The following is a 15,261-nucleotide window of genomic DNA, read 5'->3' as shown; positions in this document are numbered from 1 at the left end:
TAACCTCTTTGGCATTTCCCTGCGCCGTAAAAGTGGTGGGTTAGTGTTTACTAAACTACACCGCCGAAGGCGGTTTTATGAGAGAATTAAAGAAAAGGAGGATGTCATGCTTGTATTGCTCATCACCCTCTTTTTCAGCCTGAGCGTCTTCTCCCAGCATATACCCGGAGCTTTCGGCATTGACTTCGGCACCCACATAAAGGACATAGACGTGGTGGACGAGAGCAAGACCTCCGGCGGAACGGTGGTGTACATAGTCTTACCGCCCCACAGGGTTCCCTTTGTGAAAACTTACGCGGTGGAGACTACACCCAGGAGCAAAAAGGTTTACGCCATATGGGGTAGGGGAGAGGTCTCCAGCAAGGAGGAGTGCGTCCAGCTCGTTGAGGACGTTGCGAAGCGTATGGAAAAGGAGTTCGGGGTTAAGAAGAAGAAGCCTCCCTTCAAGGCGATAGGCTACTACTTCGTTGCGGGAAACAGGTTTGCAATAGTCAAGTGCCTTAACGACAACGGAGCGTGGAACATATACCTCCAGTTCTACGATGGAGAGCTTGAGGAGCTTGCAAAGCGCGAGCAACAGGAATTAAACAAGGACAGGTGATCACCAGTAGGGTATCTCCTCCATCTGGAAGAGGAAGCTGAAGGGCACGGCGAGACCGCTTATGTACGCTGTCCCGGGTTTAAGGAATGGCAGGAGGTTGAAGACGTCCTCCCTTGATTGCTCAAAGAAGGGGGAGACAGCATCAAGGTCGTTCCTCGTTATGAGCTTGAATATGACCTGGGTGTTCAGCTGGGAGAGTATGAACTTGCTTATGTTGGCGGGTCTCTGGGTAACCGCTATCAGACCGAGCCTGAGCTTTCTGCCCTCCATGGCTATCCTTCTGGCGCTCAGGTAAGCGAGGTTCTCCCTGCCAGCCTGGACTTCCACCGTACCCCTTTCGGGGGCGAAGTTGTGAGCTTCCTCAAGGACTATCAGCCTGTCAGCAGGACTGCCCTTTGCCTCCTTGAGTATCTCTCTCATAACGAGTCCCGCCACGTTTATCCTCGTCTCCGTTATGTCCACATCCTTGTAGCTGTAGATAACCACTCTCTCAGGAGCCTTCAGGGAGCTTTTCAGCTGGGAAACAACTTCCGGTTGTAGTTTTACCGACTCCTCACCGTAGGTTCTCTTCCAGAATTCCAGAAGGTCTATCAGCGTTTCTCTGAGGCGCTTGTCCTTCACATGCAGGGAGGCTTCCTTCACAAGCGTCTCAAGGCTCTTCTTTCCGAGACCGCTCCTCTCCAGCTCCGGCTTAAGGTGTTTTCTGAAGAAGGACATGAGTTCCTTCTCGTCCGTTGAGCGCTCGCTTATGGACAGTCCGCTATCCCTGAGCAACCTCTTCAGGTCATCGCCATCAACGGGCATCAGGACGTTAGGCAGCTGAACGTTCCTCACGTCCCCCAGCTCCTTCAGGTCTTCGTAGTATTCACCGTACATATCAAATACGAACACCCGTGTGGGCTCCCTAAAGTTTTTGAGCACCTTCTTCACGAAGGTGGTCTTCCCGGAGCCCGTAGTCCCTATCACAGCCATGTGCATGGAGACCACCTTGTCCATGTCCAGGAACGCCTTCACCTGAGTGCCCTGGAGCACACCCAGATAGGTGGGGAACTTCATGTCATAGCCTGAGTGGTTCTTGAGCAGGATAGCCCTGAGGGAGTTCTCCTCAACCTCCAGGATTTCAACTGGAGAGCCCGCCTTCACCGGCCTTATGGGTGTCTTGAAGAGGTTCCTCTCTGCCTCGTACTCGCCGAGAACCTCAAACCTCGCCACCTTCAGCTCAGCCCCCTCCTGAAACCTCGCGAACAGGCTCGCCACCCTCCACCCTTCTTCATGCTCGGAGAAAACTCTTCCAAGGAAGGCTGAGTCTCCAAGACCCTCCTCGTCCAGCGTGCTCAGGGAGAGGTTCACGGAGCGCACATCAAAGAGCCTGCCCAGGAAGAAGCTTCCTTCGCCCGCCGGTATCTTTACGTAGGTCTGCTCCTGAATATCCTTAACCAGAAGAACCTTCCCCTCCCGCGCGGTGTCCAGGCTGACCACGAAGGCTACCGTCTTTGAGAAATCGTAGGAGAGCCTCTTTATCTCTTCAAACTCCCTCTCAAGCTCTTTAACCCCTTTGGGGTCTTTAAGGTAAACCGCCGTCTCTATGTTCCCCTCCCTGTAAAGTCCGGACTGGGTAACGTTGGCAGATCCGACGAGAGCCTTCTTTCCATCAACCACAACGAACTTGGCATGAAGTCTAGGGTTCAGGTATACGCTCCCACCAGCCTCCTCCACAGCCCTGAAGACCTGGGGGTCTGTTATCTGAAGGTCTTCGTAAGAGGACGCCCTGATTATGACCTCAAGCCTCACACCCTCCTTCAGGAGCGAGAGGAGTTCTTTAAGGACGCTCCCCTTTATCCACGCAGAGGAGAGCTTCACGCTCTCTGTAGCTTCCGAGAAAAGCTTCCTAAGTCTATCGTGTATCTCCTCTCCCCGGAGGATTTCCATACTTTAAGTTTATCGCTCTTTAAGGTTTATCTTCTCCTCAATAACGTAAGGCTTCTCACCCCTGGACTCGTAGTAGGTTCTCACTATAAGCTCCGCTATCACCCCCGTGGAGATGAGCTGAATGCCGGCGAGTATCAGAAGGACTCCCAGTATGAGCAGAGGTCTTCCACCTATGTCGGCTCCCGTGAAGAGCTTTAGGAAGGTAAGGTAGAGCTCTATCAGGATACCCACCGAAAGAAGGATAAAACCGAACCCACCGAAAACATAGAGGGGCTTGGTTATATACTCGTTCAGGAACTTTACAAGGAAGATGTCAAGGATAACCCTCACAGTCCTCCCTATGCCATACTTTGACCTGCCGTACAGCCTTGGGTGGTGCCTGACCGGGATCTCGGTTACTCTCGCCCCGAACCTCTTGGCGAGAGCGGGGAGGAACCTGTGCATGTCCCCGTAGAGCCTGTACCTTTTCGCTATATCAGCCCTGTAGGCTTTAAGGGTGCAACCGTAGTCGTGGAGCTCAACGCCCGTTACCTTGGATATTATCCAGTTGGCTATCTTTGAAGGCAGTTTCCTTGAGAGGAACGGATCCTTCCTGTCCTTCCTCCAGCCGCTCACTATGTCATAGCCCTCCCTCATCTTCTCCAGCAGCCGGGGTATGTCCTCGGGGTCGTTCTGGAGGTCTGCGTCCATCGTTATTATCACATCCCCCTCGGCGTATTCAAAGCCTGCGTACATAGCAGCCGTCTGTCCGTAGTTCCTCCTGAACCTTATGACCTTCACCCTCTTATCCTTCTCCGCTATCTCCTTGAGAACCTCCGGGGTTCGGTCGTAGCTCCCGTCATCCACGAACACTATCTCGTAATCTTCACCGAGGGAGTCCAGCACGCCCTTTAACCTCTCGTAGAGGACGGGGATGTTCTCCTCCTCGTTGTAAGCCGGTATAACGACCGAGATCATATGTACTTCCCCTCACTATGGAGGACGACCTTTATAACTCCTTCCTCTTCCCCCACGTCCTTCACCTTATAGTCTAAAAAGTTTATCCTGTTGAGGTCTTCTGGGGATACCTTCATCTCAAGTATATACCTGAAGGTATAAGCTCTGTGGGGCAGGGTGTTTATAACCCTCTTTCCTTTGCGGTAGTATTCAAAGACCACCCTTCGGGTGGTGGGAGGGAAATCAACTACCTTCCTGTCCTCTGAGGAGAGGAAGTCGTATACAACCTCCCCATCAAACAGCCCCGAGAGTAGCCCTTCAAGGTGCCTCCTCCAGAATCTCCTGAGGTTTCCCCCCTCGTAAGGGGTTTTCCATTCCAGCTCATAGTACGGGACGAGGTCTCCAGCCCCCATAACACCGAGCAGTGGAGAGAACACGAGGGCGTTCTCCTCTATGTGCCTTTGGATCTTTGAGGGAAGAGCCCAGAAGCTAAGCTCCTCCCAGAACTTGCTCTTGTACCTCCTGTAAGCGGGCGCCAGGGGAGCGGTCTTTACCCCGAAGTGTCTCAGCACGGACTCCCTGAGCGGGTTTAGCTGTGGGAATCTGTTCCCCTCGCCCTCGTTCCACACCTCGGAGAGGTCCCTCTTGACGATGTCCATCTTGGTCTGCTTTCTGCTCCAGGGCAGCAGGTATAAAGCCATAGAAGTATTATAAGGGTAAGCTTATATCCTTATGGTAGAATTTCTCCATGCCCAGAAAGAAGACGCTCAGAGACGTTGACGTAAACGGCAAAAGGGTCTTGGTTAGGGTTGACTTCAACGTTCCCATAGATGAGCAGGGGAACATCATTGACGACACACGCATAAGGGCAAGCCTCCCGACGATAGAGTACCTTCTGGACGCCAAGGCAAAGATAGTCCTGATGTCCCATCTGGACAGACCCAAGGGGAGAGACCCCAGATTCAGCCTCGCCCCTGTGGCGAAGAGGCTCTCCCGCTTCATAGAGAGGGAAGTGGAGTTAGCTCCCGACTGCGTAGGCGATGAGGTGAAGAGGAAGGTAGAGTCCATGTCCGAGGGGGATGTCCTCCTCCTTGAAAACCTTCGCTTTCACGAGGGTGAGACTAAGGGAGATGAGAAGTTCGCAAGGGAGCTGGCAGGTCTCGGAGAGGTTTACGTCAACGATGCCTTCGGCACATGTCACAGGAAGCACACCTCCGTTTACCTCGTTCCCAAATTTCTCAAACCGGCGGTGATGGGCTTCCTCTTAGAGAAAGAGATAAACTACTTTGAGCAGGCGATGATAAATCCCCAGAGACCGGTGGTCGCCATACTCGGCGGGGCTAAGGTCTCCACAAAGCTGGGGATAATAAAGAACCTCCTCAAGAGGGTTGACAAGCTCTTCATAGGCGGGGCTATGGCTTTCACCTTTATAAAGGCTATGGGATACAAGGTGGGTGGCTCGCTGGTTGAGGAGGAGCTGATACCCACAGCCCTTGACATACTTGAGGTCGCAAAGAAGTTAGAGGTTAAGCTATACCTGCCGGTTGACTTCGTTATAGGTCAGGAGGTTTCCGATAACACACCCACAAAGGTGGTTCCCTGGCAGGAGATACCCAGCGGTTGGAAGGGGCTTGACATAGGGCACGTATCCGTGGAACTGCTCTCCGAGGTAATATCGGACGCCCAGACGATAGTCTGGAACGGTCCCATGGGCGTATTTGAGCTGGACAGGTTCAAGAACGGAACCTTTGAAACGGCAAAGCTCGTAGCCCAGTCGCCTGCTCTCACCATAGCCGGAGGTGGGGACACAGACCACGCCATACATAAGGCAGGCGTTTACAACGCCATAGACTTCGTGTCCACGGGAGGAGGAGCATTCCTTGAGCTCCTTGAGGGGAACACCCTACCCTGTCTTGAAGTGCTTGACGATAGAGAGTGAACCATGGAGAGGATAGAGGAGCTCGTTCAGGCAGCTAAGGAGGCAGCCCTCATAGGGGGTATAGTCCTGAAGGAGAACTTCCGCAAGGTAAGGGAGGAGAACATAGAGGAGAAGGCTGAGAAAGACTTCGTAAGCTACGTGGACAAGACCTCAGAGCAGAGGATAAGGGACTTCCTAAGCAAGAAGTTCCCCGGGCACCTCGTGGTGGGAGAGGAGGAAGGAGGAAGGGACGAGGGTGAGTACGTCTGGTACATAGACCCCCTTGACGGAACCAAGAACTACATAGCCGGCTTTCCTATATTCGGCGTCTCCGTGGGTTTGATCCACGAGGGAGAGCCCGTGGTGGGGGCTGTCTACCTGCCCGCTTTCAACTCCCTGTACTGGGCAGGGAAAGGACTGGGTGCTTATAAGGACGGAAAACCGATAAGGGTGAGTCAGACCTCCGACGTGAGGTTCTCCGTGGTAGCCTACGGCTTCCCCTCCAGGGCTAAGAGGAAGCTTGATACTTACTGGTTCATATTCAAGGAGGTGTTTGACAAGGTCGCCGCCATGAGAAGACCGGGGGCGGCAGCCGTTGACCTGTGCTTCGTGGCGGAGGGTGTGTTTGAAGGTCTTATGGAGTTTGAGCTCCACCCGTGGGACATAAACGCAGGAATTGTTATACTAAAAGAAGCAGGGGGTAATTACAGGGTTATGGAGAACAACTCCAAGAGGGATATAGTAGCGTCAAACGGAAGGATCCAGGGCTTCCTTGAGGAAGTGGTTGGAAGGTACCTGTAGGAGGGCTGGTTTGAAGATCCTCGTTCCGGTTGATTTCTCGGACATAACCAACGTAGTCCTCAGGGTCGTAAAGAGGATAGCGGAAGCCCACGGAGGAGAGGTGGTTCTCTTTCACGCGGTATCGCCCGCCGTGTACATACCCTACCCGGAAAGCCTCACGGTAGACGTGATAGACGTGAGAATACTCCAGGAGATAGAGGAGAGCAAGAAGAAGGAGGCAGAGGAGAAACTGAAAGGTTTCACGGACTTCCTCAAACCCGTCCCGTCAATGGTCATCGTTGATATAGGCGACCCGAGAGACCTAATACTGGAAGCGGAGGAAAAGGAGAGCCCTGACCTACTGGTCATAGGCAGTCACAAGAAGGGTCTCGTTGAGAAGATACTCATAGGCTCAACGGCTGAAAAGGTGGTTAAACATTCCAAAAAGCCAGTCCTTGTCATAAAGGGGTCTGAACCAACATTCTCCAAGAAGGTTCTCATAGCCTACGACTTCTCAAAGACAGCAGAGAAGACGGTTGATTTCGCCCTGAAGTTCCTTAAACCATTCAAGCTCAAGGTAGAGATACTCCACATAGACGAGCCCATAGACATACCTGTGGTTGAAAAGATAGGTGAGGCATTGTACGAGAAGTACAGGTCTGAGAAGAGAAACTACGTTGAGAAGCTCAAGGAGAGGTTCTCCTCCGAAGGCTTTGAGGTCTCCACCAGCTTCGTCAGTGCGAGAAACCCTTCAGAAGCCATAGTTACCTTCGTGAAGGAAAACCCGGACATAGAACTCCTGATGATGGGAAGCAGGGGTCTGTCGGGGCTTAAGAGGATACTCCTCGGTAGCACGTCCACCGAAGTATTCAGGAAGGTGGACATACCCATACTCATATACAAGGAAGAAGCAGAATGAAAAGACTTGTGTTGCTCATAAGCCTGCTTGCAGGCTTCTCTTACGGAAACTACTACTTTGATTACCTCATGTGCAGGTATCTATCCAGCAAACCGAAGGAGGCAGAGCTATTCTGCCTTCAGGCTGTTGAGGAAAAGCCCACGCCTTCTCTGTACATGGACACCATAAGGCTTGAGGTCTCCCTTAAGAACACGAAGAAGGCTCTTGAGCTTGCACAGGAGTATATGAAGCGTTATCCCAACAGGGCTGAACCCTACATAGCCCTGTACAGCATATACAGGCTAAAGGGCGACAGGAAGAAGGCTATAGAAGTCCTTGAAAAAGCCCGTAAGAAGTTCCCAAAGAACAAGGAGATCTTCATATTCCTTGCGGACGAGTACATAAAGTCAGGACGGATGAAGGAGGCTAAGGAAGTCCTCCAGAGGTTTGCAGAGCTCAGTCCGAACAACCCCTTTCCCTACTACCTACTGGGGCAGCTCTACCTGAGCGAAGGCAAGGTGGACAGGGCTATTGAGTACTTACAGAGGGCTCTTGACATAAGGAAGACCTTTGAGGCAGCCTTCGTAACCCTGGGGAAGATATACGAGAGGAGCGAGAGGTTCTCGGAAGCGGAGAAGCTTTACAGGAGCATACTTAAGGAAGACCCGAACAACCGCTCAGCCCTTGAGAAGCTCGCCCAGCTTTACATGGCGACCGGGAGGATTCAGGAGGCTAAGGAGCTCTACGAGAGGCTTTACAGGATAGACCCCACCAACTACCAGTACAAACACCAGTTTGCCGTAACGCTCCTGCAGTCGGGGGAGTTTGAGAGGGCAAAGGAGATCCTGGCTGAGCTGTACAGGCTTCATCCGGAAGACCTGAACGTATCCTACTCTTACGCCCTCGCCCTGGAGCTCACAGGGAACCCCGAAAAGGCTCTTGAGATATACGAGAAGCTCCACAAGCTCGTCCCCAAGAATCAGAGGATAATTGAGAGGCTCGCCAACACCTACATAATCCTCGGCAGATATAAGGAGGCTGAAGAGCTTATAGAGAAGGGTCTTCAGCTGAACCCTGCAAATGTGAAACTCCTCATGCTCAAGGCAAACCTATACATAGATGAGAAGAGGTACGAGGAGGCTGTGAAGGTTCTTGACAGGGCTATATCCCTCGCACCGAGAGAGTACAGGGCTTACTTTCTCAAAGCCATAGCTCTGGACTACTTAGGGAGAACCATAGAGGCTGAGGAGAGCCTCAGGAAGGCAATGGAGCTCAACCCTGAAGACCCCGACCTATACAACCACCTCGGCTACTCGCTCCTGATGTGGTACGGAAGCGCGAGGGTTGATGAGGCGGAGCAGCTTATAAGGAAGGCGCTCAGCAAAGAGCTGGACAACCCCGCCTACATAGACAGCATGGGCTGGGTTTACTATCTCAAGGGAGATTACGAGAAAGCTATCCAGTTTTTGCTGGACGCCCTCAGGCGCGCCTACGATGACCCGGTAGTGAACGAACACGTCGGAGACGTCCTGCTGAAGATGGGTTATAAGGAAGAGGCTAAGAGGTACTACGAGTCAGCGCTCAAGCTACTGGACGAGGGCAAGGAGGGTGAGAAGGGACAGAGGGAGAGACTCCTTGAAAAGCTCAAGAACTTGTAAGATAATAACTCTATGAAAAGAGATTTCGTTGACCTCTGGAACATAGATCCCGATGAAGCCTGGTACATAGTCAAGAGAACGGGAAACGTAAAGGAGGGGAGGGAAGAGCTCAGCGACGTACTCAGGGGAAAGAACTTAGCCCTGCTCTTTACCAAGCCCTCCACGAGAACAAGGGTGTCCTTTGAAGTAGCTATAAACCAGATGGGAGGAAACTCCCTCTTCCTTCAGGAGGGTCAGCTTCAGCTATCAAGGGGAGAGGACGTAAGGGATACGGCAAGAACCCTATCAAGGTATGTGGAGGGCGTTATAGTCAGAAACCACTCCCACACGTGGCTTGAGGAGTTCGCCAAGTGGGCTACCGTGCCCGTTATAAACGCCCTGACCGACAAGTCCCACCCATGCCAGCTCCTGAGCGATGTGTTCACCCTTTATGAGAGGTTTAGAGAGGAAGTGAAGGATATAAAGATCGCCTACGTGGGGGACGGTAACAACGTTTGCAACACGTGGCTCGTGGCGGCAGGGTTGTTCGGGCTGAACCTCTTTGTGGCTACGCCCGAAGGTTACGGACCAGACAGTTACTACCTTCAGGCTGGTCAGGATCTCAGCAACTTCACCGGGGGAAACATATACCTGACGACAAACCCTATTGAGGCGGTCAGAGAGGCTGATGTGGTTTACACGGACGTCTGGCTGAGCATGGGCGATGACAGGGACGAGGAAAAGTTGAACGCTCTCAGACCCTATCAGGTGAACGAAGAGCTGCTCTCCCACGCCAAGGAGAGCGTCCTAGTAATGCACTGCTTACCCGCCAAGAAGGGCGAGGAGATAACCGAAGAGGTCTTTGAGAGATACTCCGACTTCATATTCACCCAGGCTGAAAACAGGCTCCACACCCAGAAGGTTCTGATGGAGTTCCTCTTTGAAAAGTCCTGAAGCTACTCAACGGTGACCGTCTTGGCAAGGTTCCTCGGCTGGTCAACGTCAAGTCCCAGCTTACTGGCTATGTGGTAAGCGAGGAGTTGCAGGGGAACAACGCTCACGAAGGGTGTGAAGTCCTCCTCAACGGAGGGTATACCCACAAACTCCGTGGACAGCTTCTCCACCTTATCGTCCCCTTCAAACCCAACGCCTATAACTATACCCTTACGGGTTCTGACCTCCTCTATGTTGGCGAGGGTCTTGTCGTGCACCCTGTCCTGGGGCGCTATCACGACCACGGGCATGTTTTCGTCTATCAGGGCTATGGGTCCGTGCTTCATCTCGCCCGCAGGGTATCCCTCCGCGTGTATGTAGGATATCTCCTTCAGTTTCAAGGCTCCCTCAAGGGCTATCGGAAAGCTCAGATACCTACCCAGGTAAAGGAAGTCTTTCTTCTTCATGTACTTATCTGCGAGCTTCTCCACACCCTCGGACTTCTCAAGGGCTTCCTCTATCTTCGCGGGCACCTTCATCAGCTCGGACAGAAGTTTCTCACCTTCATCGTGTTCAAGGGACGCAAGGTAGTAAAGGGCTGCGAGTTGAGCTGTAAAGGTCTTCGTCGCGGCAACACCTATCTCGGGACCCGCGTGGGTGTGGAAGGTAAAGTCCGACTCCCTGTCTATAGAGCTTCCGACAACGTTCACAACCGAGAGGGTTCTCGCCCCCTTATCCTTCGCATAGTTAACCGCAAACTTCGTATCTATCGTCTCCCCCGACTGGGATATAGCTACGATGAGGTCTTCCTCACCGACAGGGTAGTCCGCATAACGGAACTCCGAAGCGTAAACCACCTCGGTTGGTACACCCGTTAGCTTCTCCATCCAGAACTTCCCGATCAGACCGGCGTGGTACGATGTCCCACAGGCTATTATCAAAGCCCTCCGGAACTCCTTCAGTGAAAAGGGAGGTCTTTCTCCCGAGGATACGAGACCTCTAACCGTGTCTCCAACAGCCTTGGGCTGTTCGTATATCTCCTTGAGCATGAAGTGCTTAAAGCCAGACTTCTCGGCAGATATTATGTCCCAGGGAACCTCCATTACTTCCTTAGTCACTGGGTTTCCGTGGAAGTCGTATATGTTCACCCCATCTGGGGTTATATCGGCGACCTCCCCGTCGCTCAGGGTAACTATCTTCCTCGTGTAGGGAAGGATCGCGGGTATGTCCGAAGCTAAGAAGTTCTCGCCCTCGCCTATACCAACCACCAGAGGACTACCCTGCTTAACCCCTACTATCCTGTTCGGCTCGTGGGCTGTTATGACCGCAAAGGCGAATGCTCCCCTCAGCCTGCCAACAACCTCAAGAACGGCGTCCAGGAGGTCTCCCCTGTAGCTTCTGGCTATAAGGTGCGCTATGACCTCCGTATCCGTCCCGGAACGAAAGTGGACGCCTTCCCCTTCAAGCTCTCGCTTCAGCTCAAGGTAGTTCTCAACTATGCCGTTGTGGACTACTGCGAACTCTTCCTTGGAATCAGTGTGGGGGTGGGCGTTTTCGGTTGAGGGCTCACCGTGGGTTGCCCACCTCGTATGTCCTATGCCAGTCTTACCCTTATAAGGTTTCCCCCACAGGCTCTTAACGAGCTCCCTTATCTTCCCGACCTTCTTCTCAACCACGAGCTTACCGTCCTCTATAAGGGCTACCCCGGCGGAGTCGTATCCCCTGTACTCCAACCTCTCAAGCCCCCCAAGTATCAGGGGAAGGGCAGCTTCCCTACCCGTGTAACCTATAATTCCACACATGCCTCTATTCTACCCTCCCAACGGGCATTATGTACAAAGGTTCTTCATCCCTCCTCGCACCAACAACTTCCTTCAGTTCCTCATCGTAGAAGGCTCCTATGACAACAGTGCCAAGACCGAGCGCCGTCGCCTGAAGGTAAAGGTTCTGTCCCGCATGACCCACCTCGTTGAAGACATACCTTATACCCCTTCTGCCGTACTTAACGGTCGTCCTCTCAAAGAGGGCAAAGAAGAAAACCAGCAGGGGTGCTGAGAGGACAGCCTCCTGGTTCAGAGCGGCAGCGTACACCTCTGGAACGAAGTTCCCCAGCTTGATGTCCAGCAGCGAGTGCCTGTGGGGATCGTACCTGTATATACCGGTCTCAATGCCCTCAACCTTTACAGCATGGAGGTAAAGCTCAAGGGGGTAGAGAGCTCCGGCGGAAGGGGCTGTTCGGAAGCCGTAAGGGTCTGTTACCCCCTGGGCAGCCCAGAGAAGCTGAGATAACTCTTCCAGTGTTATGGGTTCGGGAAGGTAGCTCCTGACCGACCTCCTCCTCAGCAGAGCCTCCTCAAGGGTTAGCTGCCCTCTGTAAGTCGGCTGGGGAAGTCTAAGCCCCATAGTTAAAAGATAGAGCTGGGATAAAATATTTACCATGTTTTGGCAGAAGGGAGCTAAAGAACTCGTAGAGCTTATGAAAAAGGGCGAGCTAAAGCCTACCGAAGCGGTTGAGTCCTTTTTCAAGAGGTTTGAGGATACAGAGGAGAAGGTTAAAGCCTTCATAACGCCCCTCTACGAGGAGGGAATTGAAAGGGCAAAGGAGCTTGAGAAGGGTAAACCGGAGGGAAAGCTGTTCGGTCTGCCCGTGGCTGTAAAGGACAACATCCTCATAAAGGACGGCAGGACGACCTGTGCCTCAAGGATACTTGAAAACTTCGTATCTCCCTACGATGCTACGGTTATAGAACGCTTGAGGAGGGAGGGAGCTATCTTCGTGGGAAAAACAAACATGGACGAATTTGCCATGGGTTCCTCCACGGAACACTCCGCCTTCTTTCCCACGAGAAACCCATGGGATAGAGATAGGGTTCCGGGAGGCTCTTCGGGAGGCTCTGCAGCGAGCGTAGCTGTCGGCTCATCTCCCGTAGCTCTGGGTTCCGACACAGGTGGTTCCATAAGACAGCCTGCGAGCTTCTGCGGGGTTATAGGTATAAAACCCACCTACGGTAGGGTCTCCAGGTATGGGCTCGTAGCCTTCGCCTCCTCCTTAGACCAGATAGGGGTGTTCGCCCGAAGGACGGAGGACGTAGCCCTCCTGCTTGAGGTAATAAGCGGGCACGATCCTAAGGATTCAACCTCCGCCAGGGTTCCAGTTCCGGAGTTTGGAAAGGAGCTCGGCAAGGAAATTAAAGGGCTCAGGATAGGTCTCCCCAAGGAGTTCTTTGAGTTTGAGGTTCAGGATGAGGTAAGGGAGAGGTTCCAGGGTTTCGTTGACGAGCTGGAGAGTCTGGGGTGTGAGTTCGTGGAGGTCTCACTGCCCCACATCAAGTACGCCATACCAGCCTACTACATAGTGGCTCCCTCCGAGGCTTCTTCTAACCTTGCCAGGTACGACGGCGTTAGGTACGGCCACAGGGCTGAGAAGTACAGAGACCTGCTTGAGATGTACTCCAAGACGAGGGATGAGGGCTTCGGAGCAGAGGTAAAGAGGAGGATAATGCTCGGCACCTTCGCCCTGTCAGCAGGTTACTACGACGCCTACTACCTTAAAGCCCAGAAGGTAAGGAGACTAATATACGATGACTTCATGAAAGCCTTTGAAAGGGTTGACCTCATAGCGAGCCCCACAACGCCGACGCTACCCTTTAAGCTGGGGGAGAGGCTTGAAAACCCCATAGAGATGTACCTGTCGGACGTTTTAACGGTGCCGGTGAACCTCGCCGGCCTTCCGGGAATATCTGTGCCCATAGGTATGGCTCAAGGGTTGCCTGTAGGAGGACAGCTGATAGGCAAGCCCTGGGACGAGGCTACCCTGCTGAGGGTTTCCTACGCATGGGAGACCGTATCAAAGCACTACGAGCTCTTCCCCGAGATATGAGGATCCTGTCCTTAGACACCTCCTTCTCCTTCTTCAACCTCTCGGTCGTTGAGGAGGGCAGGGTAAAACTCCTCCACTACATAGACTCTAAGCGCAAGACCCTTGAGAACCTGCCCCTCGTTCTCTCGGAGCTGTGCCTTAAGCCAGAGGAGTTTGACGCCTTCGCCGTCTCCATCGGTGTCGGTTACCTGACCTCCCTGAGAATAGGGGTTACCTTCGTTAAAACGCTCGCTTACAGCCTTAAGAAACCCGTAGTGTCCTACGAGAACCTCTACCTGCTGGGCGCGAACACCCCATTCAAGGGTCAGAAAGTCCCCTACCTGAGGGTCAGTACAAACCTCTTTTACAGAACATTTAGGGACTCGGAGGTGTCTGAGGTAAAGATATACAGGGAAGAGGAATTAAAAGGTCTGGGGGTATCCCTGGAGATGTTCTCAAAGGACAGGCTCGGAGAGGAGCAGTTCTACTATCCCTTCTTTCCCTTCTCAGCTTACGGAGGCGTTTACGCCCACAGGCACCTGAAGAAGAACCCTCAGGGCGAAAACCTCTTTGAGATAGAACCCCTCTATTTGAAGCCTCCCGTTTAAGTTATCTCCTCTTCTCCCGGCTTGAAGCCTTCTCCAGGGGAGGGAGCACCCGTAGGAGGCTCACCTTTCGTTAGCAACAGGGTGAAGCAGTATATGTTCAGCCCGAGTATAAGACCCCAAGAGAGTATCATGAATAGGAAGGCGTCCCCGTCCATGCCTTCAATTGTATCTCACAACCCTTACCCTTTCCAGAGTTATCAACCCACCCTCCAGGAAGGAGGAGAGCTCTGGCAGAACCTCCTCTATCCTCTCCTCGCAATCTATGACCTCTATTACAACCGGCAGGTCTGAGGATAGCTTGAGGATACTCTGTCTGTGAAGAACCGAGGACTTCCCGTATCCCATTATCCCTCTGAAGACGGTGACCCCGGCGATACCCCTCTCCCTGCAGAACTCCGTTATGAACTTGTAGAGGGGCTTTCCCTCACGCCTGTCGTTCTCTCCTATGAATATCCTGACGAGTAGAGCCTCCTCACACTTCACAGCACCCTCCCGAGGTTGTAGCCCAAAAGGGTCATTGATATACCCACTGCGTTGGTTCCAAGGACGTAAAGCAGCAACTTGGTTATCTCACCGTCCATCAAGAGGCTGTAGCTCTCGTAGGAGAAGGTGGAAAACGTGGTCAACCCTCCAAGAAAGCCCGTAATTATCACAGCTCTCAGCTCGGGCGAAAGGGTCATGCGTTCCACAAGGTAGGAGAAGGCGAGCCCTATAAGAAAAGCCCCAACGAGGTTTACGAAGAGGGTGCCGAGGGGAAACTCAATGCCCGCTTTCTCCTGAACGAGCCTTGAAAGCAGGTACCTGAGAACGGAACCGACGGCTCCCCCCAAAGCCACAGAAATCAGTATTCCCATACCTTCGCCTCTTCCAGACTTATCAGTTTTCCTTCAAGGAGTTCCCTCATACTCTCTATAACGGAGAGGGACTTCTCTTCTTCCTCAACGAACTCAACAACCACGGGCAGGTCGTAGGACAGGGCTTCTATACCCTCGTAATGAAACTCCCCAGAGGTGCCGTAACCTAGGATAGCCTTAAGAACGGTGGCACCGGAAACCCCCTCGGTACGCAGGCGCTCAACCACCTCCCTGTACAGGGGTTTTCCACCGAATTCTTCCATCTCCCTCAGGAATATGCGAACGAGAACAGCCATCGGCTTTATTTT

General features: G+C 52.8%; 17 protein-coding genes. 8 read left to right on the top strand and 9 right to left on the bottom strand.

The genetic code is table 11. The features are described 5' to 3' along the window. Nucleotides 1-106: 106 nt before the first annotated feature. A complete protein-coding gene (locus HG1285_RS11135) occupies nt 107-601 on the top strand; it encodes a hypothetical protein (protein WP_008287076.1) in 495 nt (164 codons plus the stop codon). Here HG1285_RS11135 and HG1285_RS11140 read toward each other — a convergent pair whose 3' ends face one another. From HG1285_RS11140 to yaaA, 3 genes are read right to left on the bottom strand one after another with little or no spacing between them, the layout of a single operon-like run. Then, nucleotides 602-2,530 carry a DUF87 domain-containing protein gene (locus tag HG1285_RS11140; protein WP_008287075.1) on the bottom strand — a complete coding sequence of 643 codons (1,929 nt, stop codon included), beginning with the start codon at nt 2,528-2,530 and terminating at the stop codon, nt 602-604. It lies immediately after the preceding gene. Between the two features lie 9 nt (nt 2,531-2,539). Beyond that, nucleotides 2,540-3,487 (bottom strand): glycosyltransferase family 2 protein, encoded by a 948-nt coding sequence (locus HG1285_RS11145; RefSeq protein WP_008287074.1) that lies wholly within the window; start codon nt 3,485-3,487, stop codon nt 2,540-2,542. Next, nucleotides 3,484-4,167, bottom strand: coding sequence for a peroxide stress protein YaaA (gene yaaA, locus HG1285_RS11150; RefSeq protein ID WP_008287072.1), 684 nt, complete (start codon nt 4,165-4,167; stop codon nt 3,484-3,486). Before yaaA ends, HG1285_RS11145 begins: the two co-directional genes overlap by 4 nt. 47 nt (nt 4,168-4,214) lie before the next feature. On the opposite strand from yaaA, the gene HG1285_RS11155 reads away from it, so the two are divergent. The 5 genes from HG1285_RS11155 to argF are packed head-to-tail and all read left to right on the top strand — an operon-like array spanning nt 4,215 to nt 9,653. Further along, nucleotides 4,215-5,405: a phosphoglycerate kinase gene (locus HG1285_RS11155; RefSeq protein ID WP_008287070.1), complete on the top strand. Its 1,191-nt coding sequence runs from the start codon at nt 4,215-4,217 to the stop codon at nt 5,403-5,405. A 3-nt stretch (nt 5,406-5,408) separates the two neighbouring features. Next, nucleotides 5,409-6,185: an inositol monophosphatase family protein gene (locus HG1285_RS11160; protein WP_008287069.1), complete on the top strand. Its 777-nt coding sequence runs from the start codon at nt 5,409-5,411 to the stop codon at nt 6,183-6,185. Nucleotides 6,186-6,195: 10 nt separating this feature from the next. Then, nucleotides 6,196-7,083, top strand: coding sequence for a universal stress protein (locus HG1285_RS11165; protein ID WP_157560527.1), 888 nt, complete (start codon nt 6,196-6,198; stop codon nt 7,081-7,083). Continuing rightward, nucleotides 7,080-8,720, top strand: a complete 1,641-nt coding sequence (locus HG1285_RS11170; RefSeq protein ID WP_008287067.1) for a tetratricopeptide repeat protein — start codon at nt 7,080-7,082, stop codon at nt 8,718-8,720. Before HG1285_RS11165 ends, HG1285_RS11170 begins: the two co-directional genes overlap by 4 nt. A gap of 12 nt (nt 8,721-8,732) precedes the next feature. Next, a complete protein-coding gene (gene argF, locus HG1285_RS11175; protein WP_008287066.1) occupies nt 8,733-9,653 on the top strand; it encodes an ornithine carbamoyltransferase in 921 nt (306 codons plus the stop codon). Nucleotides 9,654-9,655: 2 nt separating this feature from the next. Here the strand turns inward: argF and glmS are convergent, their stop codons facing one another. Then, nucleotides 9,656-11,434, bottom strand: a complete 1,779-nt coding sequence (glmS, locus tag HG1285_RS11180; protein WP_008287065.1) for a glutamine--fructose-6-phosphate transaminase (isomerizing) — start codon at nt 11,432-11,434, stop codon at nt 9,656-9,658. A gap of 4 nt (nt 11,435-11,438) precedes the next feature. Further along, nucleotides 11,439-12,071 carry a SagB/ThcOx family dehydrogenase gene (locus tag HG1285_RS11185; RefSeq protein WP_083793048.1) on the bottom strand — a complete coding sequence of 211 codons (633 nt, stop codon included), beginning with the start codon at nt 12,069-12,071 and terminating at the stop codon, nt 11,439-11,441. On the opposite strand from HG1285_RS11185, the gene gatA reads away from it, so the two are divergent. Next, nucleotides 12,070-13,512 carry an Asp-tRNA(Asn)/Glu-tRNA(Gln) amidotransferase subunit GatA gene (gatA, locus tag HG1285_RS11190; RefSeq protein ID WP_008287063.1) on the top strand — a complete coding sequence of 481 codons (1,443 nt, stop codon included), beginning with the start codon at nt 12,070-12,072 and terminating at the stop codon, nt 13,510-13,512. The two genes, HG1285_RS11185 and gatA, sit on opposite strands and share 2 nt — an antisense overlap. After that, entirely contained in the window at nt 13,509-14,099 is a 591-nt protein-coding gene (locus HG1285_RS11195) for a tRNA (adenosine(37)-N6)-threonylcarbamoyltransferase complex dimerization subunit type 1 TsaB (RefSeq protein ID WP_008287062.1), read from the top strand. Before gatA ends, HG1285_RS11195 begins: the two co-directional genes overlap by 4 nt. Here the strand turns inward: HG1285_RS11195 and HG1285_RS19440 are convergent. Genes HG1285_RS19440 through HG1285_RS11210 form a run of 4 tightly spaced genes read right to left on the bottom strand, consistent with a single transcriptional unit; the run spans nt 14,096 to nt 15,249 of the window. Further along, a complete protein-coding gene (locus HG1285_RS19440; RefSeq protein ID WP_008287061.1) occupies nt 14,096-14,254 on the bottom strand; it encodes a hypothetical protein in 159 nt (52 codons plus the stop codon). The genes HG1285_RS11195 and HG1285_RS19440 overlap by 4 nt on opposite strands. A 4-nt stretch (nt 14,255-14,258) precedes the next feature. Continuing rightward, the gene (locus HG1285_RS11200) at nt 14,259-14,582 is read right to left on the bottom strand and encodes a DUF190 domain-containing protein (protein WP_008287060.1); all 324 of its coding nucleotides are present in this window, start codon (nt 14,580-14,582) and stop codon (nt 14,259-14,261) included. Continuing rightward, on the bottom strand, nt 14,579-14,953 hold the full coding sequence (gene crcB, locus HG1285_RS11205) for a fluoride efflux transporter CrcB (RefSeq protein ID WP_008287059.1): 375 nt from the start codon (nt 14,951-14,953) through the stop codon (nt 14,579-14,581). The genes HG1285_RS11200 and crcB overlap by 4 nt, the downstream gene beginning before the upstream one ends. Continuing rightward, complete coding sequence (locus HG1285_RS11210; RefSeq protein ID WP_008287058.1) at nt 14,941-15,249, bottom strand: DUF190 domain-containing protein; 309 nt, start codon at nt 15,247-15,249, stop codon at nt 14,941-14,943. Before HG1285_RS11210 ends, crcB begins: the two co-directional genes overlap by 13 nt. Between the last annotated feature and the right edge of the window lie 12 nt (nt 15,250-15,261).

The organism is Hydrogenivirga sp. 128-5-R1-1, from assembly GCF_000171895.1.
This window is presented reverse-complemented; position numbering and strand designations above follow the sequence as displayed.